The sequence below is a fragment of the Oceanobacillus sp. M65 genome (assembly GCF_052246275.1).
GTDB lineage: Bacteria > Bacillota > Bacilli > Bacillales > Amphibacillaceae > Oceanobacillus_B > Oceanobacillus_B jordanicus.
In genome coordinates this window covers 509,662-535,898 of the sequence record NZ_JBQQCJ010000003.1, presented here as the reverse complement: position 1 = coordinate 535,898, position 26,237 = coordinate 509,662, and the positions used below count along the sequence as shown (strand labels likewise).

The 26,237-nt window shown below is 38.0% G+C and carries 26 protein-coding genes; 22 read left to right on the top strand and 4 right to left on the bottom strand.

Annotated elements, in window-relative coordinates; translation table 11 throughout:
* Positions 1–74: 74 nt before the first annotated feature.
* Positions 75–935 carry an Rgg family transcriptional regulator gene (locus ACTWPF_RS14915; protein ID WP_443149620.1) on the bottom strand — a complete coding sequence of 287 codons (861 nt, stop codon included), beginning with the start codon at positions 933–935 and terminating at the stop codon, positions 75–77.
* Positions 936–1,075: 140 nt separating this feature from the next.
* Here ACTWPF_RS14915 and ACTWPF_RS14910 point away from each other — a divergent pair, with 140 nt between their 5' ends.
* Entirely contained in the window at positions 1,076–2,410 is a 1,335-nt protein-coding gene (locus ACTWPF_RS14910; RefSeq protein ID WP_443149619.1) for an amidohydrolase family protein, read from the top strand.
* Between the two features lie 211 nt (positions 2,411–2,621).
* Here ACTWPF_RS14910 and ACTWPF_RS14905 read toward each other — a convergent pair whose 3' ends face one another.
* The 3 genes from ACTWPF_RS14905 to proC form a co-directional block, all read right to left on the bottom strand.
* Complete coding sequence (locus ACTWPF_RS14905; RefSeq protein ID WP_443149618.1) at positions 2,622–3,881, bottom strand: glutamate-5-semialdehyde dehydrogenase; 1,260 nt, start codon at positions 3,879–3,881, stop codon at positions 2,622–2,624.
* Positions 3,882–3,900: 19 nt separating this feature from the next.
* Complete coding sequence (gene proB / locus ACTWPF_RS14900) at positions 3,901–5,034, bottom strand: glutamate 5-kinase (protein ID WP_234368443.1); 1,134 nt, start codon at positions 5,032–5,034, stop codon at positions 3,901–3,903.
* A 174-nt stretch (positions 5,035–5,208) separates the two neighbouring features.
* Entirely contained in the window at positions 5,209–6,075 is an 867-nt protein-coding gene (gene proC, locus ACTWPF_RS14895; protein WP_443149648.1) for a pyrroline-5-carboxylate reductase, read from the bottom strand.
* Between the two features lie 560 nt (positions 6,076–6,635).
* On the opposite strand from proC, the gene ACTWPF_RS14890 reads away from it, so the two are divergent.
* The 21 genes from ACTWPF_RS14890 to ACTWPF_RS14790 all read left to right on the top strand — a co-directional run bounded on the left by ACTWPF_RS14890 (position 6,636) and on the right by ACTWPF_RS14790 (position 26,169).
* Positions 6,636–7,412 (top strand): transporter substrate-binding domain-containing protein, encoded by a 777-nt coding sequence (locus ACTWPF_RS14890; RefSeq protein WP_238020450.1) that lies wholly within the window; start codon positions 6,636–6,638, stop codon positions 7,410–7,412.
* A gap of 76 nt (positions 7,413–7,488) precedes the next feature.
* Complete coding sequence (locus ACTWPF_RS14885; RefSeq protein WP_036574530.1) at positions 7,489–8,151, top strand: amino acid ABC transporter permease; 663 nt, start codon at positions 7,489–7,491, stop codon at positions 8,149–8,151.
* On the top strand, positions 8,152–8,874 hold the full coding sequence (locus tag ACTWPF_RS14880) for an amino acid ABC transporter ATP-binding protein (protein ID WP_379553902.1): 723 nt from the start codon (positions 8,152–8,154) through the stop codon (positions 8,872–8,874). It abuts the gene before it with no gap.
* Between the two features lie 528 nt (positions 8,875–9,402).
* On the top strand, positions 9,403–10,164 hold the full coding sequence (locus ACTWPF_RS14875; RefSeq protein ID WP_443149617.1) for a GntR family transcriptional regulator: 762 nt from the start codon (positions 9,403–9,405) through the stop codon (positions 10,162–10,164).
* A gap of 174 nt (positions 10,165–10,338) precedes the next feature.
* Positions 10,339–11,499 (top strand): acyl-CoA dehydrogenase family protein, encoded by a 1,161-nt coding sequence (locus ACTWPF_RS14870; protein ID WP_443149616.1) that lies wholly within the window; start codon positions 10,339–10,341, stop codon positions 11,497–11,499.
* 74 nt (positions 11,500–11,573) lie between these two features.
* Complete coding sequence (locus tag ACTWPF_RS14865; protein ID WP_443149615.1) at positions 11,574–13,151, top strand: class I adenylate-forming enzyme family protein; 1,578 nt, start codon at positions 11,574–11,576, stop codon at positions 13,149–13,151.
* Positions 13,152–13,286: 135 nt separating this feature from the next.
* Entirely contained in the window at positions 13,287–14,927 is a 1,641-nt protein-coding gene (locus tag ACTWPF_RS14860; RefSeq protein ID WP_443149614.1) for an alkyl sulfatase dimerization domain-containing protein, read from the top strand.
* Between the two features lie 80 nt (positions 14,928–15,007).
* Positions 15,008–16,192: an iron-containing alcohol dehydrogenase gene (locus ACTWPF_RS14855; protein WP_443149613.1), complete on the top strand. Its 1,185-nt coding sequence runs from the start codon at positions 15,008–15,010 to the stop codon at positions 16,190–16,192.
* A 2-nt stretch (positions 16,193–16,194) separates the two neighbouring features.
* Positions 16,195–16,587 (top strand): acyl-CoA thioesterase, encoded by a 393-nt coding sequence (locus ACTWPF_RS14850; RefSeq protein ID WP_443149612.1) that lies wholly within the window; start codon positions 16,195–16,197, stop codon positions 16,585–16,587.
* A gap of 120 nt (positions 16,588–16,707) precedes the next feature.
* Positions 16,708–17,727, top strand: a complete 1,020-nt coding sequence (locus tag ACTWPF_RS14845) for a tripartite tricarboxylate transporter substrate binding protein (RefSeq protein WP_443149611.1) — start codon at positions 16,708–16,710, stop codon at positions 17,725–17,727.
* Between the two features lie 69 nt (positions 17,728–17,796).
* Positions 17,797–18,291: a tripartite tricarboxylate transporter TctB family protein gene (locus ACTWPF_RS14840; protein WP_443149610.1), complete on the top strand. Its 495-nt coding sequence runs from the start codon at positions 17,797–17,799 to the stop codon at positions 18,289–18,291.
* 30 nt (positions 18,292–18,321) lie between these two features.
* Positions 18,322–19,815: a tripartite tricarboxylate transporter permease gene (locus ACTWPF_RS14835; RefSeq protein ID WP_443149609.1), complete on the top strand. Its 1,494-nt coding sequence runs from the start codon at positions 18,322–18,324 to the stop codon at positions 19,813–19,815.
* Between the two features lie 475 nt (positions 19,816–20,290).
* Positions 20,291–20,446: a hypothetical protein gene (locus ACTWPF_RS14830; RefSeq protein WP_443149608.1), complete on the top strand. Its 156-nt coding sequence runs from the start codon at positions 20,291–20,293 to the stop codon at positions 20,444–20,446.
* Positions 20,447–21,013: 567 nt separating this feature from the next.
* Positions 21,014–21,643 (top strand): TetR/AcrR family transcriptional regulator, encoded by a 630-nt coding sequence (locus ACTWPF_RS14825; protein ID WP_443149607.1) that lies wholly within the window; start codon positions 21,014–21,016, stop codon positions 21,641–21,643.
* 18 nt (positions 21,644–21,661) lie between these two features.
* The gene (locus tag ACTWPF_RS14820) at positions 21,662–22,510 is read left to right on the top strand and encodes a substrate-binding periplasmic protein (protein ID WP_443149647.1); all 849 of its coding nucleotides are present in this window, start codon (positions 21,662–21,664) and stop codon (positions 22,508–22,510) included.
* Between the two features lie 18 nt (positions 22,511–22,528).
* The gene (locus ACTWPF_RS14815) at positions 22,529–23,173 is read left to right on the top strand and encodes an amino acid ABC transporter permease (RefSeq protein ID WP_036574520.1); all 645 of its coding nucleotides are present in this window, start codon (positions 22,529–22,531) and stop codon (positions 23,171–23,173) included.
* Positions 23,174–23,188: 15 nt separating this feature from the next.
* A complete protein-coding gene (locus tag ACTWPF_RS14810; RefSeq protein ID WP_443149606.1) occupies positions 23,189–23,926 on the top strand; it encodes an amino acid ABC transporter ATP-binding protein in 738 nt (245 codons plus the stop codon).
* Between the two features lie 34 nt (positions 23,927–23,960).
* Complete coding sequence (locus tag ACTWPF_RS14805) at positions 23,961–24,386, top strand: OsmC family protein (RefSeq protein ID WP_443149605.1); 426 nt, start codon at positions 23,961–23,963, stop codon at positions 24,384–24,386.
* Positions 24,387–24,928: 542 nt separating this feature from the next.
* Positions 24,929–25,471, top strand: coding sequence for an RNA polymerase sigma factor (locus ACTWPF_RS14800; protein ID WP_443149604.1), 543 nt, complete (start codon positions 24,929–24,931; stop codon positions 25,469–25,471).
* Entirely contained in the window at positions 25,464–25,745 is a 282-nt protein-coding gene (locus tag ACTWPF_RS14795) for a hypothetical protein (protein WP_443149603.1), read from the top strand. The genes ACTWPF_RS14800 and ACTWPF_RS14795 overlap by 8 nt, the downstream gene beginning before the upstream one ends.
* 13 nt (positions 25,746–25,758) lie before the next feature.
* Positions 25,759–26,169: a hypothetical protein gene (locus ACTWPF_RS14790; protein WP_443149602.1), complete on the top strand. Its 411-nt coding sequence runs from the start codon at positions 25,759–25,761 to the stop codon at positions 26,167–26,169.
* Positions 26,170–26,237 lie beyond the last annotated feature (68 nt).

Genomic DNA, 26,237 nt, shown 5'->3' with positions numbered 1-26,237 from the left:
AATATTCGATGCAACTAAAAAAGCCCTTTGCTAAGAAGGGCTTTAAAATTTATTAAAGTGGTAGTTGCTCGTTACTACTTAATCAGCAAGAGATATTCCTCAATATTATTCGCCAGCTTAGTAGAATCCAGTTCCTTCAATAAATGAATTGCTTTCTCCATTTTTATAATACCTTCTTCTTTATTACCAGTCCGGATCTCATAAGCGCCTTTTAACTGCAATAAATGGACTCTATCCACTAAGTTGCTTTCTGGAATGGCGACCTCCTCCAGATACGACATAAACTCATTAAATTCCTTTTGATATGTAAATGCTTCATGAAATCGATTCACAGATCCAAGTAAATAAATAATCGTATTAAAAAGCACAGCTGTGATCGCATCGTGGATCTTCAGGTAGCCTTTAAAACGAGTACTTTTTTCATAAGCAGTTCTGGATAGCGTTATGACCATATCTGGCTCGAGTAATAATAGTGTTCCATTATAAAGCATTAATTCATAATACCCCCATACTTCCACGCGAAATAAGTAATCAGCAAGAAGGCGAATATTATTTTTCTGCACTTCTTCACTAATATACTGGTTCCCTACAATACTTTCATATACCTCGATCAATAGGGCGTTAAAATAGTAGGTTTCCACACCATATTGTTTGCCCTTCTTTAGTTGTTCGCTTTTTAATTGCCTTAGTTGGTTTAAATCTCTATTCAAATAGGCATTGCTTGCTGATTTAAAAAAATGTTCTAGTTTGTCGGGCTGAAAATCATGATGAATGTAAAGAAACTCATCAAAGTTCATCATGAGCTTTTCTAATATTTTTGTCATGAGGCCGAGGGTTATATCAGAATCTCCCCGTTCAAACTTGGATAGAAAAGAAACAGAACAGACGCCATCTGCTAATCTTTTTAAAGTTATCCCTTTTTGTTTTCGAATCATTCTAATTGTTTTTCCGTATTCTACTACTATTTCAATTCCCCTCCCAGAGAAGAAAATTCCACTATATGATAATTTTGCAAACCAGTCGTTTTAATCAATATACAATAAAATCAGAACATTTAATATAGGGGGGAATAGAAATGGAAAAATTATTACTTAAAAATGGAACGATTATTGATGTGGCGAATGAAGTCTCTTTTATCGGGTCAATTGAAGTAGAAGGGGATAAAATCAAAAGGATCATAAGACACGATGAAGCATTACCTAGGGGAATAGAGACAATTGATGCCAAAGGTAAATATATTATGCCAGGCTTAATAGATATGCATTGCCATATTAATGAGGGATTCGCTGCTCATTTCGTTGCGTCAGGTGTAACGACAGTGCGCAATACGGCAGGTAATGTCATGTTGCTTAACAACTTAATTCAAAAGCCTACAGATGCACCGACACCAAGAGTGTACGCATCAGATCGAATGATTGATGGAACACCTGGACAATGGGGACCAACTAGCTATGGTAATTTCGTAACAGACGATCCTGAGGAAGCTAGAAAAGAAGTTCGAAGGCAAGTAGAGGTAGGAGCTAAATTTGTAAAACTATATGGATGGATCAAAAGAGATGTCATGGAAGCAGCTGCCGATGAGGCCGAGAAGTACAACATGGAAGTTGCTTGTGACTTAATCAATTCCAAGGATTTAACGGCTTTAGATGCAGCGAAAGCGGGTGTTACTTGGCTTGAACATACATCTGGATTTGCACAAGAAATGTACAAAGGTTGGAACCCAATGGTAGATCAAAACGCGTGGAGTCATATTAATTGGGAAGAACCAGATCAAGTAAAAATCGAGGAGCTTTGTGCGAAAATCCTTAAACACAACGTAAAACTATGCCCGACCATGGTTCTTTTTGATCAAGCTATGCGTTATCCAGCTATCTGGTCGCCTAAAAATAAAGTGATTAAATCTATTGAAAATAGAAAGCATCCTGTAGAATACTGGAAAAGCCATGAAGAACTTGATGCGGTTATAAAAGAGAGTAATGCTGTCGTAAACAACTTAACGAAAGCTATTGCCAAAACTTATTATGATATGGGCGGAACAGTAGTTGCTGGTACTGATACACCAGCCTTACTATATACGTACCCAGGAATGGCTTTGCATCGGGAACTAGAAATTTTTGTGGAAATCGGCTTTACCGAAGTAGAGGCTATACAAGCAGCCACAGTCAATGCAGCTAAGTCTATTAATCTAGATGATATTGGCACAATCCAAGAAGGGAAAATCGCAGACCTCGTCATCTTAAACAAGAACCCATTAGATAATATTAAACATACAAAAGAGATCGACCTCGTCATGAAAGGTGGAAAAGCATATACCCAAGATGAAATATTGAGCAGTGTGCCAAGTGAGGAAGATGTTAATAGATCTCTACAAGCATTTATGGAGGAATGGGAAGCGGAACATGTGAAGTGAATTTTATTGAAATGAAGGGGCAGGCCCCAGTAAATGAACTTACATGGAGAATGTCCCTCCTCTTTTCGCTGTGAGCTTATCTTTCCTGTAGTAACTAAGGGGAAAGGTTAAACGGTCTAAAAGTAAACGGACGCTAACACCCTGATTCGTTCAACTAACAATCAGTGGGGGAAGAATGAAAACCCCCACTGATTGCAGTTTCACTTTATATTCATCTAATCTGTCCATTCCCGTTCATCATATATTTAATCGTTGTTAAAGCAGGTAATCCCATTGGGCCACGTGCGTGCAGCTTTTGTGTGGAAATTCCTATTTCAGCACCAAAGCCAAGTGCGCCTCCATCGGTAAAACGAGTGGAAGCATTGTGGTACAATGCAGCTGCATCGACTAGTTTCATGAATGTCTCAGCAGTTTGAACATTTTCCGTAATAATTCCTTCTGAGTGCTTGGTTCCATAGGTATCAATGTGGTCAATAGCATTATCCAGATGGTTTACCGTTTTGACAGCAATGTCTGTGCTTAAATATTCATTCGCCCAGTCATCTTCTCCTGCCAGAACAGAGCCAGGAAAAACCTGTACAGCAGCCTCGTCACCATGAACGTTGATGTTATTTTCGTTAAAAGCCTGGATTAAAGCATCCTTATTTGTTTCCAGCCAATCTTCATGAATGATGGCAGTTTCGACAGCGTTACAAACAGCGGGACGATCTGTTTTCGCATTGACAAGAATGGCTAAAGCTTTTTCCACATCCGCTTCTGCGTCAATGTAAAGATGACAATTTCCCACACCCGTTTCCAAAACAGGAACGGTTGCATTGTTGACGACCGCTTGAATCAACGAGCCACCACCACGAGGTATAAGTACATCGATGTGCTGCTTCATCGTGAATAACTGCTGTGTTGCTTCCCGATCGGTACTATCAATGAATTGTACGGCTTCTTTTGGTATTTTTGTTTTTTCCAATCCACGATGCATCACTTCGACGATCTGCTTATTGGATGTAATCGCAGATGAACCACCCTTCAGCACAATTGCGTTTCCGGATTTTAACGCTAATCCAGTCGCATCAACCGTTACATTGGGACGCGCTTCATAAATCATACCGATGACCCCGAGAGGGACGGTTACCTTTTGAACATTTAACTGATTGTCCAGTGTCCAATCGGAATCCATTATACCAGTTGGGTCTTCAAGCTTCGCTACGTCACGTAATCCTTGGGCGAACTCTTCGACACGATCTTTGGTAAGCGTCAATCGATCCATGTATGCCGCGTCGTAGCCTTTGTTGCTTCCTTTTTCCAAATCTGCTTTATTGGCAGTTAAGATACTTTCATATTCTGTGTCTAGTACATCGGCCAAAGTAAGCAGTGCTGCGTTTTTTTCTTCGGTTTTCAGTAAAGATAAAGTCTTAGCTGCTTTCTTGGCTTTAATGGCTTGTTCTTTGACGTTCACTTTATTTATGACTGTCATTATATTCCTCCTAAAATGTTTATACAGTTGTGAGCACGGATGTATCCAGGTGACAAACGAGCTGTTCACTTTCAATGGCTGCTTTTTCGTATTTTTCCAAATCGACGTCAACCTTATTTATTAATTGATCCAGTGCTTTGGAAGAGTAATTCACCACACCAAGGCCAATTTCCTCGCCAGTTGCATCAAATATCTTTACAACAGCGCCTTTTTTAAACCGACCGTTGACGCTGTAGACAGCTGAAGGTTCCAAGCTGGTATGGTTCTCAAGAATTGCTTCTTTGGCGGATGGTTTAATGGTAACTTCGCCTTCTGGTCCCGAGTTAAACGCAATCCACTGCTTTTTTTGATTGAGTTCTTCCATGTCTTCTTGTGGTTCAAAGTATGTGCCGACTGCATTATTATAAACAGCATCATAGACGATGCCGTTGGTGCTTGATTTTCCTAAAAAGGAAGAAATACCGGATGCCATCGCTATCTTAACGGCCTCGATTTTTGACTTCATTCCACCTGTGCCGACGGAGCTACCAGGTTCACCAGCCGCTGCTTCGATCTCAGGGGTGATTTCATTTACTTTAGTAAGAAGCTTTGCGTCTTCATTTTTACGTGGATCACTATCATACAGTCCGTCAATATCAGAAAGGATGATTAATTGATCCGCATCAACTAGACCAGCTACTTTTGCTGAGAGTGTATCATTGTCACCGAACTTTAGGAAATCCATCGTAATCGTGTCATTTTCATTTACGATTGGAACGATGCCCCGTTCCAGTAAAACATTTATCGTGTTTCTTGCATTGTTATAACGGTTCTCATCAGAGAAATCACTGCGGGTGATTAAAATTTGTGAAGCCACATAGCCGTGGGAAATAAAGAGATCCGAATACGTTTCGATTAATACCCCTTGTCCAATGGATGCGGCAGCTTGTCTTTCTGATAAAGAATCCGGGCGGGTAAGACAGCCTAGCTTACGATATCCAGCTGCTACTGCTCCAGAAGAAACAAGCAATACTTCGTGGCCATCATCCTTTAAACGAACAACTTCTTCGACTAATTTTTCCAGTTTTCTACGGCTTACTTCTCCGTTCATACTTGTCAATGAACTACTTCCAATTTTGATTACGATACGTTTCGTATTTATACCAGGTGTCACTCCACCACTCCTATTATTTTTCATTTCATTTTGTTAACTGCGTTTTAGTACTGGGTTTATGTAACTGGCAGTACACCACCTCAAAAATTCAAGCATGGGTGGGGGTTATGCCAGAAAATGTCTGATTCGTTAAACTAACATTAAGTAGGGGAAAGAAACTACACCACTTAATGTTTATTTTTGCAGGGCTAATTTTTTCTCTGGTTTTTTGCTTAATGCTTTTGAGCGGGAGGCTGCACTTTTAATTGCTTCGATAATGGCCATTCCACCACCATGCTCATTTAAAGCATCCAGTCCGGCCGCTGTTGTTCCATTAGGGGATGTAATATTTTCTCTCAGTTCTTTCGGGGTTTCTTCTTGTTCCATGATCATTTTTGCTGCACCATAAAGGGTCTGGGCACCGATTTCGCGTACCAATTCGCGATCAAGTCCTGCCTGATGACCAACTTCTTCTACATGTTCCATTAAGTTATAAAAGTAAGCGGGCCCACTACCAGCGATTCCTGTATAAATGTCCATCTTATCTTCATCAAGGATATATGCTTCGCCAATACATTTCATTAGTTCCTTAACTAACAGCACCTGATCCATATCCACATATTTACCGGAGGAAACAGCAGTTGCTGATTCCTGAATCATGCTGGATGTATTCGGCATGACACGGATAACTTGCTGACGATCGTTTAAGTTTTCTTCCATATAGGTAGTAGAGATACCAGCCAATACAGAAATAAGTAGCTGATCTGCAGTGATCTTTTGGCGTAGTTCCTCCATGACACCATCTATATCTTTTGGTTTCATTGCTAAAATAAAAATATCAATCGTTGTATAGTCCAACTGGTCTTTTGTAACTGCTTTTATGTCATACTTGTCCTTTAATTCGTTCAAACGCTCTTGGTTGTTGCGGTTTGTAACGACGATTTGCTCTGTTGATAATTTTCCTGATTGTATAAATCCTGAGATAATTGCTTCTGCCATGTTACCTGCACCTAAAAATGCGATTCGTTTATTATTCAAATTCAATACGCTCCTATTTACGATTTCTTAACCGTTAATTAGCGTAACACGTACGTTTTATACTTCAAGGGTTTGGACACAAGTCGGGTGTATATAGCCGAAATAGTCAGGGTAAGCGCTAACATTTGGAGGTATATTGTTCACATGCGCTTAGAAATGCCCAAATACCCTATCATCGCTGTATATGGAAGTTGAAATTCTGAGGATTGGAGGATTTGATCAAGGTAAGTTGGAAAAGGATAGTTGTAAATGATTCCAACAGCTTTTTTTAATGGTGTGTTACAGCTGCTATTGCAGTTATGATAAAAAATGGATGGTAAGTAGTTCATCTGATCCATCTGTATTTTTTAAAGGAGAGACTATTTGTCTATGATAATTGTTGGTCTTGTTATGTGAGGATACTTCCAAATTTCGTGCATTTGGAAGTATTAAAGGGTATTTATCAGATATTTTTAAAAATAGCCTGTTAAATAAAGGAGAGGTAAGTAAATGATGGCTTAAAGCTGAGAATGCATTTAAACGAAAATTCAAAAAGTTAGAACAATGTGAGAAGATTGAATATATGGAAAAGGGGGAGACATTAATTGAAAAATAAACTAATACTATTATTTACTGCAATAATTTTTATTGGATTGATTGCGGCTTGCGGAACAGATGAAGCCAGCGGTGATGGAGACGGAGAGACGTATACTGTCGCAACAGATTCCAATTTCCAGCCATTTGAGTATAAAAATCCTGATACAGGTGAAATGGAAGGCTTTGACATTGAGTTAATCGAAGCTATCGCTGAAGAATCCGGCTTTAATGTTGAATTTGAAACAATGGAATTTGATGGATTGCTAGCTTCCATGAGAACTTCCAAAAATGATATTGGTATCGCTGGTATCTCTATTACGGAAGAACGCAAAGAATTCATCGATTTCTCGGATAAATACTATGATTCCGGTTTAATTCTTGCAGTACCTGTTGATTCAGATATTGAATCCATTGATGATGTGAATGGTTTAACAGTTGGGGCACGTCAAGGTTCCACCAGTAATGACTACTTAAAAGATAATACAGATGCTGAGGTTGAAGCATACCCTGAGATTGTTACTGCCTACATGGATTTGGAAAGAGGACGTCTTGATGCAGTTTTATATGATCTGCCAAACGTCCAATACTATATCAGTGAAAATGCTTCTGATAAATTAAAAACAGTGGGAGACGTTATGGAAGGTCAACCATATGGTATAGCATTACCTAAAGGATCAGATCTAGTTGATCCAGTAAATGAAGGTTTAGCAGCAATTAAGGAAAATGGAACATATGCAGAGATTTATGAGAAGTGGTTTGGTACACAGCCACCTGAAACCGAATAGCAACGAAGCAGAATACAAATGAGGCGTAACAAGTAGTTACTTGTTACGCCATTTTATTAAGGAGAGAGATAATAGAATGATCTATACGATTATGGATACAGCATATATTAAAAGTTTGCCTTTCTTAATAGATGGTTTGAAAATAACACTAAGTATTACAGTTATAGGTCTATTTTTAGGAATGATTATAGGATCATTAGCAGGTTTGGGAAAACTCTCTAAAAACAAATTCATCCGAGGGTTCTGGTCGGTGTACGTAGAAGTTGTACGTGGTACACCAATTCTAGCGCAAGCTTTATTTCTTTACTACGGTGTTTCCGAAGATTTAATTGGCTTAAATATAAGTTCTTTTACTGCAGGTGTTATTGCAATTGCAGTTAACGCCGGGGCATATATTGCAGAAATTGTTCGTGGAGCCGTTTATTCCATTGATAAAGGTCAGCATGAAGCAGGACGATCTATGGGATTAACCGAAAAGCAGACCATGCGATACATTATTTGGCCACAGGCATTTAAACGAATGATTCCACCTCTTGGAAACCAATTTATTATTAGCTTAAAAGACACGTCCGTGTTTTCTGTAATTGTTGTACACGATGTGGTGTTTATGGCAAAAGAGTATTACAACACGACGTTCGAAATATTTGAAACATTAGTCATGGTTTGTTTACTTTACTTATGTATCACTATTCCAACCGCACTGTATTTGAACAGATTAGAAAGGAAGTTGGATGTATAAATGATTACAGTAAAAGACTTGCACAAATCGTTTGGTGATTTAGAGGTATTAAAAGGAATTGATGCAACAGTTGATGAGAGTGAAGTGGTATGCGTGATTGGGCCATCTGGATCTGGTAAAAGTACGTTTCTCAGATGCCTCAATCTACTGGAAGAAATAACCGCAGGTGAAGTTACGATCAATGGTGACAAGTTAACTGATCCATCAGTCAATATTAATGATGTTCGTTCCCAGGTTGGAATGGTGTTCCAGCACTTTAATCTGTTCCCACATAAAACAGTTTTAGATAATATTACACTCGGCCCAATTAAGGTAAAAGGTCTTTCTGTAAATGAAGCCAAAGATGTTGGCCTTAAACTACTTGAAAAAGTAGGATTATCTGATAAAGCGGATGATTATCCGGACAGTCTTTCCGGTGGGCAGAAACAACGCGTGGCTATTGCAAGGTCGCTTGCGATGAATCCGAAAGTTATGCTGTTTGATGAGCCTACCTCTGCTCTTGACCCTGAATTAGTAGGGGATGTTCTCGAAGTAATGAAGGATTTAGCTGAAGAAGGCATGACAATGGTCGTTGTCACTCATGAAATGGGCTTTGCTAAGGAAGTTGGAGACCGTGTGTTATTCATGGATGAAGGAATTATTATGGAAGAGGGAGAGCCAACACAGATTTTTGATAATCCTCAAAATCCTAGAACCCAATCTTTTTTAAGTAAGATCTTGTAAGGCAAAACCCATGATGGTGAATCTGTGTCACAGTACTTTATCCCATCTCACAAGCGGCTCAATTCATCTGTGATAATGAGCTTTCTTATGCTCCAATTAAAGAACCGTATCGCTATTTCCATAAGAAAAAACGCCTGTATAAATACAGGCGTTTTCTACGTATATTTGTGGCGAAGAATTATGTGTTCACATTCACATGTATAGCATTCCTCGTCTTACACAAATCAGCTCATCGCGTAATCATTATAACACGGATGGTATATTGAAGCTACTAGTAATAAACGGCAATAATTTTATTGTTGTCATTTGCATAGTAAGATAGATATTGTACAATCCCTTGGTAAAGACTATAGCTTCCGTTTCGATCATGCATCAGCTAGAATAAATTTAGTGAATAATGTATGATTGGCTTTAATTACTTTAGATCAAAAAAAGTTAATGGTGTTGAAAATCTATACTATAAGTGTAAGGTTGTGACCTTATGTTTTTTTCAATAAATATCAATTACATAATATTGGAGGTAACTAAATGAAAATTAATCGTAACAGTCATGTACCCATGTATAAGCAAATTGCTAACGACCTACAAAGAAAAATTCAAGATCGTCTCTATGAAATTGGCGAACAGTTACCGACTGAGCCTCTTCTGATGGAAGAATACCAGGTTAGCAGAATTACTGTACGCAAAGCTATAAATGTATTAACTGAAGAAAGGTTCATAACCATCCAACGGGGGAAGGGGATGTTTGTAAATGCCCCTACTATTGAAACGGATGTAATGAACGATGTAATGAATATTGAAAACTTTAAAGGGTTTTACGAAACATTATTAGATCAGGGAATTGATGTACGAGTTAAATTTCTAAGCTTTGCTGAACAAATACCGCCAAAGCATATTGCAGAGATAGTGAATAGCGACACAGATACCAAGCTACAAACGATTGAGCGCATTTTTTATATTAAAGATTTACCTATTGCATATCACATTGTATATTTATCCCCGACTGTAGGGAAGGTGGAACAAGAAATAGTAAATAAAATGAAAGACCAGCCTTTAAGCAGACTCATTCAGGATGAATTTGAATTGGAAGAAATAAGATGTTCCCTGGAAGTAAAGAAAACACCAAAGAATATAGCAGAACTATTAAATATCCCACCAGGCTTTCCGCTTTTGACTTTGTCCCGAACTTTTATAGAAGATTCTGCGCCATATATTGTATCGCTTATGTACCTTTCCTCTGATTCTTATCAATTCACCATAAAAAGTAAATCAGGTGGTAATACTAAATAACTTTATTTTATAAGCGATATCTCCCAAAAGGTATAATATTCAGAAGAGATTAATTGTTTTTTAAATTAGAAATGTATTGACAAATAATCTTGACTATATAATAATCATTTATAATACGTCATATGACGTATTATAAATAGACACTTATTTTCAACGAAGGGGTTGAAAGAAAGTATGCCAGATCTCTATAACTTGAAGAACGATTTAAATCGTTTCATTTATGACGAGTTGTTACCTTATGAGGAAGAGCATGAAATTGATCCTGAACAACGTATTCCTATGCAACATATCAAGTGGGTTAGGAAGAGGGCGAAAGAGTTAGGCTTCTACGGGATTAATCTACCTAAAGAATTGAACGGACAAGAACTCAATCTTAAAGGTGTATGCATGTTAAAGGAGGAGTTGGCAAGGTCAGGTGCTGTACTGTGGGGACATGTATTAGGCGAGTTAGGCGGACCGTTAAGAATCGGCAAAATGTTAGAGGTGTTTACATCAGAACAAATCGAAAAGTATGCTATGCCAGTTATTAATGCAGATGCCGGGTGTTGCTTCGCATTGTCAGAACCAGGTGCAGGATCGGATGCTCGTGCAATTCAAACAACCGCGGTAAAAGATGGGGATGAATACATTTTAAGTGGAAAGAAACATTTTATCAGTGCTTCACCTTATGCTGATTGGGCAATCGTCATTGCTAAAGAAAAAGTAATAGAAAGTAATGATGATCAGATTACCGCATTTATTGTGGAGAAAAAGACAGAAGATAAATCCGGCTTTGAATTAGGAAAAATGCAAGTACCTATATCAGGTGAACAAAGTACTGCTGAACTTCTCTTCAATGAATGTCGTGTTCCCAGCTCAAATATTTTAGGAGAACCTGGAAAAGGGCTCTTATTAGGGATTAGCAGAATAAATGAAAATCGCGCCTCATGGGGTGCTACGTATCTCGGTGTTTCTCAAAGGCTTCTGGATTTATCGATTAATCATGCAAAAGAAAGATCGCAATTTGGCCGTGCGATTGGGCAATTTCAGGCAATCCAACACATGCTGGCGGATATGGCCACTGAAATTTATGCAGCACGTTGTATGCTCTATGATGTCATTAACAAAATTGATAGAAATGAGGATGTAAAAGCTGAGGCCTCGATGGTTAAAGTATTTGCTTCAGAAACTTCTAATCGTGTTGCCGACAAAGCACTTCAGATTTTTGGTGGAAAGGGATTAATGAAAGGACACCCAGTAGAGCGGTTGTATAGAAGTGTTCGCATGTTCAGGATATTAACTGGTACATCGGAGATTCAAAGAAATACAATTGCTAAGAAATTATTAATGGATTAATCATTAATAAAGAAGTGGATCGATAAGAAACAATTAACTAATTTAAATGTTTTTTAATAGGGGTGATTTGCTTAATGGACAATTCAACAAACCAACAACTAATGGTTGATGGGCTCGGTAGATTTGATCATCAACCTGCGATTACTTGCCTGGAGTCAAATGAGACAATAACGTATAAGGAATTACAAGACAAAGTGGAGCGGATAGCTGGTTATCTATATGAGATTGGAACAAAGATTGGTACCAATATTGCTATGTTAATTCCGAACAGTATTGAAAGCGTTTTATTCGGCCTTGCGATAAATCGATGTGGTGCCACGATAGTTCCTTTGAACAGCAATTTAGGTGTACGCGAAGTAGATTTTATTCTTCACGATGCAGAACCGGAAATCGTTATTATGGCCACAGAGAAACATATTGATCCTGTATTAAGCTATCTAAATAAAGTGGATGGGAAAACAGTGATCGGCCTTCCAGGATTTATTGCTACATATTATCCTGACGAATTCCGCCTATTCGATTGGAATGAAACACCCGGTATCTCTCTTGAATTTCCCGTCGCTTCAGAAGACGACTTGGCTAGGATATCCTATACTGGTGGAACAACTGGCACACCTAAAGGGGTTATGCATTCACAAAGAAACGTAGTGGCGGAGATGAGGGGAGCCTGTATGGAATATCCTTATGACGATCAGGATAAAGTGTTATTTTGTACCCCAGTTGTACATGCCGCAGGTGTATTACTAAACCGTTCCTTATTGGGAGGTTGTCACGTCCATCTTGCCAGGTCTTTTGATCCTGCAAGGTTCTTACAAACAGTTGAAGAAGAACGTATTACAAGTACGTTTGTAGTTCCGACTATCATTTATCGTTTAATTGATGAAGCGAAAAACAAAAACTATAATGTAAGTTCTTTACGAAATATAAATTATGGCTCTTCTCCTATTTCAACTGAACGTTTAAAGGAAGCTTTCGAAATATTTGGTCCAATTCTGCGGCAACAATACGGTATGACGGAATGCAGCATCCTAATTACGCGACTAACAAAAAGTGATCATTTATGGGCTTTTAACCATAACCCTAATGTACTAAGAAGCTGTGGTAAACCTTGTTTAACAACCCAAGTTCGCCTCGTTGATCATGAGGGGAATAATAAGGAGCCTGTCCAACGTGGGGAGATTGCTGTGAAAGCACCTTATATATCCACTGGCTACTATAAAAGGGATGATCTTACTAAAGAAGCCTTTCGGGATGGCTGGTTCTATACCGGGGATATCGGGGAACTAGACGAAGATGGATTTCTTCATATTGTGGAGCGAAAGAAAGATATGATTATTTCAGGGGGGCTAAATGTATATTCTGTTGAGGTAGAAAGATTGATTAATCAGCATCCCGCTGTATCTATGAGTGCATGTATTGGCATCCCTGATTCAAACTGGGGAGAAGCTGTCTGCGTGTTTGCAGTTCTGCGTGAAGGGATGACATGTTCAAAAGAGGAACTAATTCAATTTTGCAAGGAACAGACCTCTTCCTATATGGTACCAAAGGAAATCTACTTTGAAACATCCTTACCTCTTACAACAGTAGGGAAGATTGATAAGAAAAAATTAAAAAAGCCATTCTGGGAAGGGATTGCAAGGAAGGTACACTAATTTTTCATGCTTCCGACCTAGTGAGATGATTAGAAAAGTTACGATGTTAGACCTTAATATTATTGTAAACGCTTACTTTAAAAAGGGATTCATATTGGATTTTTACATTATAAAGTCGATTGGTGGGACGATGTGATGGAAATAAACAAATTAAAACCGAATCATAATGCGGGCCAGTTATTTGAACATGCAAAACGATTCACTAAACGGGTGGAAAAGGTGACAGATGGTGTATATTCCGCGATAGGCTATGGCCTAGCAAATTCTATCTTGTTGGTTACAAATGCAGGAAATGTCATAGTTGACACAACAGAAAGTACAGAAGCAGCGAAAGAAATAAGAGCAGAGTTCAGTTCCATTTCCCCTCAGCCAACCGCTGCGATCATTTATACGCACGGACATACGGATCACATTCGTGGAGCCTCCGTTTTTATGGACGAAAATACAAAGGTATATGCTCATGCAAAAACGAAGGAGTTTATTAATCAGCAATTTAATCAACTAGATCCGATCCTGACAAGAAGAGGAGCGCGACAGTTCGGTGTCAGAGTTCCAAAAGAATTGATTCCTGCCAGTGGCTTGGGACCATTTCTTAAAGTGGATCGAAGTAACCCACCACTAATAATACCTACTGAGGATTTTGCAGACTCCTTGCAATTGAACATTGGCGACTTAAAGTTAAAGTTGGTTTCAGCTCCAGGAGAAACGGATGACCAAATTTTTATTTGGATACCGGAGAAGAAAGTATTACTTAGCGCTGACAATTATTATCCTTGTTTTCCTAACTTATATACGATCAGGGGGACCACAGCTCGTCCTGTCTACCAATGGGTTAAATCATTAGATAAGATGCGGGATTTACCGGCGGAATACTTAGTACCGAGCCATGCTGAGCCTGTGTATGGATCGCAAAAAATTGATGAGCTACTTACCATGTATCGTGATGCTATTCAATATATTCACGATTCTGTTGTCAGAGGAATGAATCAGGGGAAAACACCTGACGAATTAGTTGAAGAAATCACCCTTCCAGCTCACCTTCAGGATTATAAGGAATTACGTGAACTATATGGGGATGTTTCGCAATCAGTCAGAGCCATCTTTGAAGGATACGTTGGTTGGTTCGACGGAAACGCAACGAATTTAGCTCCTCTTCATTACAAAGCAAGGGCGAAGAAATTGATCGATTTAGCGGGTGGCTATGAAAACATGCTAATGGAAGCTAGAGGAGCATTAGTTGAGGAGGAATATCAGTGGGCAGCAGAACTGTCTGACCTGCTTCTTGCTGATACTCCAGGTGCAAGCGATGTTTTATTTGTTAAATCCGAAGCGTTATTTCAGTTAGGATTAGCTTCCCAGAACTCAAATAATCGCTCTTATTATTTGTCACAGGCGTTGGAGATTAAGGGGGATATTACCTTTCAGTCCCCTACAAAAAAGACTCAATTTACCAATGCCAATTCTATGCCCATAGAACAATTCTTTTTGAAGATGGCAGTATTGCTTGATCCGAAGAAGAGTGAAAATGAAGTCATACATGTATGTGCCAACATGATGGAATCAAATGTAACCTATCAGATCCATGTACGGAGAGGAGTCGCAGAAGTGCGAGAAGGAGAGCTGGTATCCCCAGATCTCCGTATTGAAACGACGGAGGAAATGTGGAAAAAGGTTATTTTAGGAATACATGGTATAGACGAACTACTAGAGAATGGCCTAATGAAAGTCGAAGGGGATCGGGATGTATTGGTTAAGTTTATAAATCTATTTCAATAAAAACAGCTACTTTTGGTGTACCTAAGGATTGGTTTTAGGTTCTTGCAAAGGCTACTAAGAAAGGTGGGGAAGTGAGCACAGTGGCACATTTTATATCACCTAAAAATATCTATCATGGAGCTGGATCATTAAAACATTTAAATGAAATTATAAAAGACTTACAAGTAAAGAGCGTGTTTCTTCTTGTTGATCCAATGATAAAAGAACTCGGAGTGATCGATTCTATACTCGTACAATTGGATAAATATCATATTAAGGTTGAGATTTCTACTGACGTAGTGCCAGAACCAACACTGTATATAGGTGACCAAATAGTAGATAAAGTAAGAAAAACAGAGGTTGAGTTAGTTATCGGAGTAGGAGGGGGGAGTGCGTTAGATTTAGCAAAAGTAGCAGCTGTTCTTGGGAAAAATGAGGGGAAAGTAGAAGATTACTTAAACTTAAAGAAGAAAAAGAGATTTACTAATAAAGGTTTACCTAAAGTGTTGATCCCCACTACTTCTGGTACGGGGTCAGAAGTAACGGATATCGCAGTGTTTTCATTGGAAAATACAAAAGACGTGATTACACACGAAAATTTATTAGCTGATTATGCCATTGTGGATCCAGAACTAACGTATACGTTGCCACCCAAGATAACAGCAGCAAGTGGAATCGATGCACTAACACATGCAATAGAAGCATATACCTCCGTTCACTCCACCGCTTTAACAGACACATTGGCATTGGATGCAATGGGGCGGATTTATAAGCATATCCGAAACGCGGTATGGAATAGCCATGATAAGGAAGCAAGAGAACAAATGGCTTTAGGTAGCTTAATAGCGGGTTTAAGCTTTTATAATGCTGGGGTAGCAGGCGTGCACGGCTTAGCGTACCCATTAGGCGGTTTATTCAAAATACCGCACGGTGAATCGAATGCAGTTCTATTACCATATGTATATGGTCATATTTGGTCGTCTTGTTTAGCGAAGATGACAAACATAGCGAAAGCCTTTAATCTGCCAATCGATGGAAAAAGTGACCAAGAAATTGCGATGGATGTCGTACAACGTTTACAAGATTTGGTGAGGGAAGTTGGGTTGCCTACTAGCTTAAAAGAATATGATATTCACTTGGACGATATTATGATCCTAGCAGAAAATGGAATGAAGCAGACTAGATTACTGAATCGAAGTCCAAAACCTTTAGACATTAAGGATATTCAGGAAATATATACGAGCGCTTATAAAGGACAATTAGTAAACGACGATGGGAAAGAGTGAACATGTATAGAACAATGATAGAACCACGTGTTTCTGAAACCGATGGACTCGGCCATATTAATAATACGGTTGCCCCTGTTTGGTTGGAAGCAGGTAGAAACAAGTTATTTAAGTTGTTTAATGCCAATCACAGTTTTAAAGATTGGAAAATGATTATAGTGAATATGAACATAGATTATGTCCGTGCCATATATTTTGGGAAAAACGTAGAAGTCCGTACATGGGTGAAAAAGATCGGAACTACTAGCCTACAATTATATGAGGAAATTTGGCAAAACGAAACATGCTGTGTAAAAGGCACAACAACCTACGTACACTATAACCGGGAAAAACAACTTTCCGAACCTCTTCCAGAAGAAGTAAGAAAAGAGTTGAAAAAGCATTGTTACAGATAATGAGTCTCTCACGAAGTTGAAGCATCTAAGCTTTCCATCTAGAACAAGTTATTGCGAAAAAAAATCCTTGGTTTACTGCATGTTGCATTTGAGGACTAAAAAAAGGTGAGGTGGAATGAAATGATGAATAAATGGAGAGCGAAATTATTTTGTTTAGGTCTGTTTGTAATTGTGCTGACGCTAGTATTAGGAGGGTGTAATACATCAAGTTCTACGAGTGAAGCGAATTCTAAAGAAGGGGAGGAAGGACTTCCAGAAAACTACCCTGAAAAGCCTATTGATGCCATTGTTGGTTTTACGCCAGGTGGAGGACAGGATCTAATTATGAGAACAGCCGGCGAAACGCTTAATAATGAAAACATTATGGAACAGCCATTTGTTGTGGTAAATAAACCAGGAGCAGGCGGACTTGTAGCAGCAAAAGAAGCTGCAAATAAAAAAGATGACCCTTATGTATTACAAGTTATGCCTGAATATGGACCTGGTTGGATACCAGAATCTGGAGTAGAATTTTCGGACTTCAAACCAATTGCTTCATTGGGAACTAGTGAAATATTTATTGTGGTAAAAGCAGATTCCCCATACAAAACGATAACTGATCTGGTAGAAGCATTAAAAACAAATCAAGATATTACGGTTGCTACACTTGGCCCTATTGAAGGTGGAGAGGTATTCCGGTGGGAGGAGCTAAAGGATGTAGTAGGAATTGAAAAACTAAATTATGTACCACAAGGTGGGGCTGCTGAAGGACTAACAGCGGTGTTAGGCGATCAAGTAGACACTACGTTTGGGGTAGCGGCCGTGATAAAGGACTATGTTAAAGCAGGTGAAATTAGACCTCTCTCAGTGCTTTCAGATGAACGTTCAGAGGATTTCCCAGATGTTCCTACTTTAAAAGAATCTGGAATTGACTACGAATATACGAGATTCACTGGAATTTGGACAGGTGGGGATGTTCCGGACGCTGTAGTTAGCTATTGGGAGGAAAAGCTGAAAGAGATGTCAGAGACAAACACGTGGAAGGATTTCTTGAAGAAGCGTGGCCTAGTTCCTTACTTCAAAGGTACGGAAGAATATACAGAATTAATTCAAGAAGCAGGATCGAGATATGAAACGTACCTTAATAGTCTTAATAAATAAATGGTAATCACAAAAGGGAGTGATCGGTACTTCGCTCCCTTAAAGCACGTACTTGGGAGGAGGTATTATATGTTGCTGGAACGTTATTTTGTTACCTTTCTAATTTTACTCTCCAGTTTTTATCTCTTTTTTTCTTTCGGCTTACCATTATATGCAACAAGCGGGGTGATTGGAGCAGGCTTTTTCCCTCGTATTATTTCAACGATCTTATTTATATTGGTTTGCTATTGTTTCATAACAATGTTAAGAAAAAAACCAGAAAAGCAGGATGAAGAAGTACCACAAGCGTTAGTAAAGCAAATGAGTGGAGGTCAGGAAGGTTTCCATAAAGATATCATAATCAAGCAATGTATCTTAATCATTTCCTTAATTGTATGTATTGCATTAACAAATGTATTCGGTATGCTTCCGGTTATCGGACTTTTTATGTTTTTAATGCTAACAGCAGTACAAAAAGTCCCATGGGCTAAATCGCTAACTTTTTCAGTTGCGATTTTAATTATCATGTATGTCATTTTTGACTGGTGGTTAGGACTTACATTGCCTAAAGGAATGTTTGAATAAGCGTTTTACCTAACAATGTTGGAGGTGAGAATGTTGCTAACAGAACTACTAAATGGTTTCACAACGGTTATGTCAAACCCAACTGCGATGTTATGGTGCTTAGCAGGAGTATCCATGGGAACATTGATCGGAGTCTTACCGGGGCTCGGGCCAATTACAGGAATTGCACTTCTTCTTCCATTAACCTTTCAGATGGAACAATTAAGTGCCTTAATTTTATTAATGAGTATTTATCTGGGAACCATGTATGGAGGTCGAATCAGTTCTATATTAATAAATGTTCCAGGCGATGGCGGGGCCATTGTAACTACTTTTGAGGGATATCCAATGGCAAGAAAAGGCAAGGCAGGCTACGCATTGACTTTAAGTGCTGTCAGTTCGTTTATTGGGGGACTTGTTGGATTTCTAGGTATGATCTTTCTGACAAGTATATTAGCCGAACTTGCCTTGATCTTTGGTCCTGCTGAGTATTTCTCCCTCATTTTATTTACCTTAATTGCAGCTTGTGGATTAACAAATAAAAAGCCATTAAAACCAATTATAGCTACGTTATTAGGTTTATTAATTGCTACAATTGGAACAGATCCGATAACAGGTACTCAGCGCTTAACGTTTGGAATAGTAGAACTTTGGGATGGGATCAATATAGCAGTCGTAGGGATAGGGCTTTTTGGTATTTCCGAGACACTTATTAGACTAGAAGAAAAGGTTTCAAACAAAAAGGGGGAGAAATTAACATTTTCTTCTTTATTCCCGAAAGTTAGTGAGGTTTTTAGTAACTTCTGGGCTATGGTTAGGGGATCTGTTATAGGGTTTGTTATTGGTGTACTACCTGGTACAGGAGCGCTCTTAGCAACATTCATGTCTTATAATATTGAAAAGAAATTATCCAAAACCCCTGAAAAGTTTGGCACTGGGGTGTCACAAGGGTTAAGTGGACCAGAAGCGGCTAATAACGCATCTGTAGGTGGTGCTCTCATTCCTACTTTTGCCTTGGGCATTCCTGGATCTGCGGCAACAGCTGTTTTGTTAGGAGGATTAATGATGGTCGGATTGCAGCCAGGACCATTATTGTTCGAAAACTCCTCAGATATTGTATGGGCCTCATTTGCCGGCTTTTTTATTGCTAACATTTTGTTGCTAATTTTGAATACAGCCTTTGTTCCTGCTTTTGCTATCATTATCCAAAAAGCGGAAGCATATTTAATCCCCTTTATTGCAGCTTTTTGTTTCATTGGTGTTTATATGATTAACCAGCGTGTTTTTGATATAGGCATTATGCTTGTATTTGGGATTTTAGGTTACTTCATGAGAAAAACGAACTTCCCATTAGCCCCATTCTTTTTTGCATTTATTTTAGGACCTATGCTGGAAGAAAATCTACGCGGTGCAATCTTAACATCTACAGGAGATTTCACTATATTTTTCACTAAACCAATATCGTTATCCTTTATTGTCATTACCTTCTTGGTTCTAATCATGCCGTATAGAGCGAAAATGAAAAGGAAAAAAGATATTAAATAATGTAAGTAACGCTATACATAGTAGTCTCACTAGAAGGGGGGCTATTATATATTTACTAGCTCAAGGCTAAGTTATTCAATAAAGATTTGATAGAGGTTGGGACAAAAGTTCTCTAAACAATTTAAAACCCGAACTATCATGCAACTCCTTGTATAAAGGTTTGCCTAGTTCGGGTTTTCTTGTTTTAGCGTAGGCAGAATGCGGAGACTCCAACGGGAATAGCGCGAGTCCGAAGACCCCACAGTGGTGCCTTTTCCACGAGGAGGCTGAGGCCGTGCCCGTGGAAAGCGAAGTGTTCTGCCAAGCGACGCTAGAAAGTATTATTCGTGTTTAAACAGCAATAATATAACTTTGTCCCAGCCTCACTCATTTTTATATTTGGAATATTATGTTAGTATTTACTTAAAAGATATTGAAGTAACGGAGCAGTTTTCTTCAAATCGAAATTATTTATTTAGATAGGGGAGGGAGAGTTATGTCTAAGTTTCTTGATACTTTCAAAAATATGTTTTTAGATTTGTTTTCTATGGGGAAGGGATTTGCTTATGGGTTTGTAATGGTTGGATTATTTATCATCGCTTGTGGGGCTATCATATATGGCTCAATATCTCTAATGAATTTAATCTTTTAACGATGTCAGAATTGTAACGTAGACTAACGGTTTTTTATCAAGGAAGGATTAAATAAGAGAGGGAGTCTGATGTGCAAAAGTGTGAGAGATGTTTTACGATTTTTAAATGGAAACAAATTTTCAAAGCCCATATGAAAAAGCAACCTATCACATGCAAAGAATGCGACACAGAACATGTTTTAGAAACTTCTTCAAAAACCGTATTGTTGAAAATAGAACTTCCAATAATTATCTTCATTTACATTTTAATTAATAAGTTATTATATACGTCAATTGGTAATTTTTAATATTAATAGGCATCCCATCGCTTTTATTTCCTTTCTTTGCACGATTCAAATCCAAGTATCGTACAAATTATAAATCAGATTACTAAAAAAATGCCTTAATAGTTATTGAAGACAGCAGTAGAGGTTAAGATTTTTTGAGTTAACCCACTTATCCACAGCCAAATATCCCCCCTAAACCCCCTCTAAAATTTAAACCCGACTATTCTGATCAAATTTATTGACTTAAAAAAGAATCATAGCTAAAATAACACTACCCGACTGACTGATCAATCAAGAGGAGGTGGATTATATTACTACACAAGATCAAGGTTCTGAAAGAAGAGAGCAAATCTTAGAGGTTGCCTTAAAACAGTTTTCTGATTATGGCTATCATAAGACAAAAGTATCGGATATCGTGAAAGCTGCTGGTGTCGCACAAGGTACTTTCTATTGGTACTTTAAAAGTAAAGAGGCTATCGCTTTAGAAATCATACATAATAAGGAAACCGATTTGATTGCCGTCGTTTCACAAGGATATAGGGAGTCGAAAGTAACGGTCCAGGAAGTGGTACAAGCATCAGAAAAATTATTTGAGGACTTCTTTGCTTTTTCTCAAGAAAATAAATACTTCATGCGGCTTCTTTTAAAAGGGATGGAAACAGAGGAATCTGTCCAATCTGCCATCCTTGAAACAAGGATAAAGTTTGAGGTCGCTTTTCAAAAAAATATTGAAAGAGCAGCTGAACTCGGTATTCTGCCACAAAAGGATCCAATGGTACAGTCTGCACTTTTGGTAAGTCTTTTAGAAGGAATGTTGGAGAGATGGTTATTTAACCCACAACAAGGTTATTCTAAATTACAAAGTCAAAGTGCAAAACAACTAGCCAAAGATGTCGTTCAATTTGAATTTTTTGGGTTACTAGGAATTTAATATTAAAAAGGGTGGTTCATTATGATGAAGAAAAAATCGTTTTTACTAGGAATATTGCTTGCAGTGTTTGCTATTATGCTAACGGCTTGTGGGTCAGATGCAGATAAACAAGAGGGTGAAGAGTCAGAGGGGTCAAATAAGGAAGGATCATCATTACTAGATCAAATTAAAGAAGAAGGCCAATTAAAAGTAGGTTTGATGGGTACCTATAAACCTTATAACTTTATTAACGAAGACCAGGAAATGGACGGATTCGATGCGGATATCGCAAAAGAGGTTGCCAATCGTTTAGGGGTAGACGTTGAATTTGTTGCACAAGAATTTTCAGGGATGATTGCAGGGTTACAATCTGAAAAATTTGATGTGGTTATTAGTCAAATGACCATTACAGATGAAAGAAAAGAACAAATGGACTTCTCAGATCCTTATATCACTAATCAAGTTAAAGTTATTGTGAAAGAAGATAATGATTCCATTACGTCAGTGGAAGATTTCAAGGGGAAAAACATCGGAGTTGGCTTAGGGACAAATGATGAAACCTACTTAAGAACAGAACTTATGCCTGAGGTTGGAGACTTTACTATTATGACCTATGATGATGTGGTTACAACACTAAAGGATCTTGATACAGGGCGTATTGATGCGACAATAAATAATATTTACGCTATAACTCCAGTTGTAGAGCAAAATGGTTTTAAAATTAAAGCCGTCGGTGAGCCAATTAAATCAGACCAAGCTGGAATTGCGACGCGTAAAGGAAATGAAGAGCTTATAGCGGAATTAAATAGTATTTTAGCGGAGATGAAAGAAGATGGAACGTATAATGAAATCTTTGTAAAATGGTTTGGGGAAGAGCCTCAAGCGTAAAAGAAAGGAATTTTAAAAATGGATATTGTCATTGATCATTTGCCATTTTTGTTCCAAGGAGCATACTATACACTTCTGATCACAGTTATTTCCATGTTATTTGGCTCCATAATAGCTGCGATCGTTGCGGTTGCAAGGCTTAAAGGGGCTCCTCCAATTAGGTGGATTGCTAGAGCGTATGTATCCATTATTCGGGGGACCCCGACCTTGGTTCAGATTATTATTGTTTATTATGGCCTTGTGGATTTTGGAATTAGGCTGCAGCCATTACCGGCAGCAATTATTGCCCTTAGTATAAGCATTGGGGCTTACCTTTCAGAAACCTTACGTGGTGCACTGCAATCTATTCCAAAAGGACAGATGGAAGCTGCCTATGCGTCTGGCCTAACGCCTGTACAAACGATGCGACGTATTATCTTTCCACAAGCAATACGAATCGCAATTCCACCGGCGGGTAATACGTTCATTGGCATGTTAAAAGAAACATCTCTCGTTTCTGTCATTACCGTTACGGAATTGTTGCGATCTGCACAACTCTTAATTGCGCAGTACTATGTTTACATGCCGTTTTATCTATCGATTGCACTCATGTATTGGATCATGAGTACAGGCTTTTCTTTCTTACTAGAAAGATGGGAAAAGAAGCTATCTATTTATGTATAAGTTGGGGTTGTTTATATGATAACAATAAAACATTTATCGAAGCGTTTTGAAAAACTAGAAGTACTGAAGGACATTAATTTAGAAGTGGAAAACGGCGAAGTTATCACGATTCTAGGGCCAAGTGGTTCAGGGAAAAGTACACTTTTAAGATGTTTGAACGGATTAGAAGACATGACAAGTGGTGAGATTGAAGTAGCTGGAACTACCGTGAACACGGAAGATAGTAAGAAAAAGCAATTAAATGCATACCGTCAGATCCGTTTGCATAGTGGGATGGTTTTTCAGCAGTTTAACCTATATCCACATAAAACCGTATTGGGGAATGTGATTGAAGCCTTGCTAACGGTTAGGAAATGGTCAAAGGAAAAAGCCACTAAAAAGGGTGAAGCCTTACTAGAAAGAGTTGGTTTGTCTGAAAAAAGAGATGTATATCCATCGCGGTTATCTGGGGGCCAACAGCAGCGGGTGGCAATTGCGCGTGCTTTGGCTGTTGAACCAGAAGTGATGTTGTTTGACGAGCCCACATCAGCGTTAGACCCTGAATTGGTTGGCGAGGTGTTAGCAGTTATAAAGGAACTTGCTAAAGAAGGAATGACGATGGTGATTGTCACGCATGAAATGGAATTTGCGCGTGAGGTGGCTGATCGTGTCATTTTTATGGATGAAGGAGTGGTTGTGGAACAAAGTACTCCGGATTCATTTTTCAACCAACCTAAAACAGAGAGAGCGAGAAAGTTTTTAAATAAAATGTAGCCCAGTTATTTAATCCAAGAAGGGAATGTCAGCAATGAAGATACAAACAAAATGGAATGGTCAACGAGCTTTCACAGCAGTAGGCGATTCTGGATATGAACTCAACATGGACGCTACAGAATTATATGGTGGCGAAGGAAAAGGTGTAACGCCTACTGAAATGTTGCTTGCATCTGTTGCAGGCTGCATTGGAATTGATGTAACCATGATACTAAAACCGCATCTTGATGCAATTACAAATATCGAGATCGAGACAGATGGAACGCGAAAAGAAGACTTACCTAAAGGATTTACTGCCATCGCTGTCACCTTTACGGTTGATGGTGAAATTGATGCCAAGAAAGTATGGAGAGCTATTAATTTAGGGAAGCAGAAGTATTGTGCTGTTTCAGACTCATTAAAAGCTGACATTTCATTCCGTCTCATGTTGAATGGAGAAGAAGCGGAGAATATCTATTGAAAATGGGGTGGGTCTTGGACCACTCGATTCTATAGTCCTATTCCTTATTTGATATTTCAAAAGGAATGGAATATCCTGTTGGAAACAGACATTCTCAGGGAAGCTTAAATTCATATTAAAAGAAACTTTTATGTGTAACAAACACCTCTTCAAATACTTTGAAGAGGTGTTTGTATTTTTAATCATATTGGTAAATGGAGCTTTTACAGCTTTCAGCCATACAAACCTTTTCCGTTTGCTTTCTATCGCTCGAGTAAAGGAGTCGGGGCTATTGAATGTTGTAATTAAAATAATGTTTTCTTAAATGGTTTTAAATAGGGTGTGTTATCGAGAAAATTTTATGAGCATGACATTCTAAACTAGGAGAAGATGAGGAGGGCATTCATCAACCATGACTATATACTCTATTTACTTTTCTTTATTTAAATTATAATACATACATAAAAAATCATATGCTGTATTCATCGAAGTACTTCAGATTGTTTGAACCTTTCCACTTTTATAACGTATGTATTAAATGATAAATAATTGAGGTGCATTAGATGTTATCAGATGAGGAATTGATGATTGAGCTAAATAACAAAAATTTAGAAGTTTATGATGAGTTGTATCATCGATGGGCTCAAACCCTTTATCGATTTATATATCTTTATATCCAGGAAAAAGGAATGACCGAAGATATTCTGCAAGAAGCTTTCATTCGTGTGTATACAAAAAGGCATCAGTTTGATAGTGAAAAAGCGTTGTTTAAAACTTGGTTACATCGAATTGCATATCGACTCTGTATTGATTATTATCGAAAGCATTCCAAATACACTAGTGTGAATTTAGAACAAAGCCAACACTTATTAGAAAGTCCAGGTGCTGAAAAGAAAGCAGTCAACAATATATTTGTTGAACACTTATTATGCACATTACCTAAAGAAGAACAGGCAATTGTTATATTGACCTTTTATCAAGATTTTTCTACTAAAGAAATAGCCCACATTCTAAAAAAACCAGAAGGGACTATTAAATCTAAGAGACATTACATATTTAAAAAGTTAAATAAACAATTTATAGAAGGAGCAGATTACTATGCGTAATTCTTATCAAGAACAAGATATTTTCATGAAAAAAATTTATAAAGAAATGCCAGAATTAATAACCGAAATGAGTAAAGTAAACGTCCCACTCCCTGAAGAATTATTGATACCCCCACCATTACCACTTTCTAAGTTTAGTCTCTTTGTTAACTGGTTAATTTCACCTAGTAAACAATTACCTGATTTTCTTACGGCTAAATCAACAATTATGACAGGATTTCCAACTGTAGTACTTTTTAGTATGTTTTTATTACAACTAATCTTGTTTAACTAGGAGAGTGAACCACATGGATTCAATTTCAATAATTCCATTAATTAGTTTAGTTCTTTCAATTATAGTTGGATCGATTGGAACATTTATGATGCTATCTTTAAATAAAAAGATATTATCGTCAATTGGTTTGAAGAAACTACCAAAAGATCCACATGAGCGTTATACGTTACTTGTAAAGCATTGTAAGTTTTTAGGACGTTGGACAAAATTTGATAAATTTAACCTGTACATCCTTTTATTTGGCATCCTTTTTATTATTGCAGCGGGAGGGATCACCATTTTTAATATGGAAACAGGCGGGACACTATTTTTAAACAGATTACAACTCGGGTTAATTATTAATTCCTTTGCTTGGATATTTTTATCTTCCTTTTTAATGATCGGACGGTTTATTCAAGTAATGAACCTCTATAAGTACACATGAAAATTCAAAATTAAAAACTTCAGTACTAGTTATGTGATTAAACTAATTGGTACTGAAGTTTTTTACGT

What these genes read in the sequence shown, in the direction of transcription:
- ACTWPF_RS14915 (WP_443149620.1), bottom strand. Translation starts at nt 935, where the DNA reads ATGATTCGAAAACAAAAAGGGATAACTTTAAAAAGATTAGCAGATGGC.
- ACTWPF_RS14910 (WP_443149619.1), top strand. Translation starts at nt 1,076, where the DNA reads ATGGAAAAATTATTACTTAAAAATGGAACGATTATTGATGTGGCGAAT.
- ACTWPF_RS14905 (WP_443149618.1), bottom strand. Translation starts at nt 3,881, where the DNA reads ATGACAGTCATAAATAAAGTGAACGTCAAAGAACAAGCCATTAAAGCC.
- ACTWPF_RS14885 (WP_036574530.1), top strand. Translation starts at nt 7,489, where the DNA reads ATGATCTATACGATTATGGATACAGCATATATTAAAAGTTTGCCTTTC.
- ACTWPF_RS14880 (WP_379553902.1), top strand. Translation starts at nt 8,152, where the DNA reads ATGATTACAGTAAAAGACTTGCACAAATCGTTTGGTGATTTAGAGGTA.
- ACTWPF_RS14875 (WP_443149617.1), top strand. Translation starts at nt 9,403, where the DNA reads ATGAAAATTAATCGTAACAGTCATGTACCCATGTATAAGCAAATTGCT.
- ACTWPF_RS14870 (WP_443149616.1), top strand. Translation starts at nt 10,339, where the DNA reads ATGCCAGATCTCTATAACTTGAAGAACGATTTAAATCGTTTCATTTAT.
- ACTWPF_RS14865 (WP_443149615.1), top strand. Translation starts at nt 11,574, where the DNA reads ATGGACAATTCAACAAACCAACAACTAATGGTTGATGGGCTCGGTAGA.
- ACTWPF_RS14860 (WP_443149614.1), top strand. Translation starts at nt 13,287, where the DNA reads ATGGAAATAAACAAATTAAAACCGAATCATAATGCGGGCCAGTTATTT.
- ACTWPF_RS14850 (WP_443149612.1), top strand. Translation starts at nt 16,195, where the DNA reads ATGTATAGAACAATGATAGAACCACGTGTTTCTGAAACCGATGGACTC.
- ACTWPF_RS14845 (WP_443149611.1), top strand. Translation starts at nt 16,708, where the DNA reads ATGATGAATAAATGGAGAGCGAAATTATTTTGTTTAGGTCTGTTTGTA.
- ACTWPF_RS14840 (WP_443149610.1), top strand. Translation starts at nt 17,797, where the DNA reads ATGTTGCTGGAACGTTATTTTGTTACCTTTCTAATTTTACTCTCCAGT.
- ACTWPF_RS14835 (WP_443149609.1), top strand. Translation starts at nt 18,322, where the DNA reads ATGTTGCTAACAGAACTACTAAATGGTTTCACAACGGTTATGTCAAAC.
- ACTWPF_RS14830 (WP_443149608.1), top strand. Translation starts at nt 20,291, where the DNA reads ATGTCTAAGTTTCTTGATACTTTCAAAAATATGTTTTTAGATTTGTTT.
- ACTWPF_RS14815 (WP_036574520.1), top strand. Translation starts at nt 22,529, where the DNA reads ATGGATATTGTCATTGATCATTTGCCATTTTTGTTCCAAGGAGCATAC.
- ACTWPF_RS14810 (WP_443149606.1), top strand. Translation starts at nt 23,189, where the DNA reads ATGATAACAATAAAACATTTATCGAAGCGTTTTGAAAAACTAGAAGTA.
- ACTWPF_RS14805 (WP_443149605.1), top strand. Translation starts at nt 23,961, where the DNA reads ATGAAGATACAAACAAAATGGAATGGTCAACGAGCTTTCACAGCAGTA.
- ACTWPF_RS14800 (WP_443149604.1), top strand. Translation starts at nt 24,929, where the DNA reads ATGTTATCAGATGAGGAATTGATGATTGAGCTAAATAACAAAAATTTA.
- ACTWPF_RS14795 (WP_443149603.1), top strand. Translation starts at nt 25,464, where the DNA reads ATGCGTAATTCTTATCAAGAACAAGATATTTTCATGAAAAAAATTTAT.
- ACTWPF_RS14790 (WP_443149602.1), top strand. Translation starts at nt 25,759, where the DNA reads ATGGATTCAATTTCAATAATTCCATTAATTAGTTTAGTTCTTTCAATT.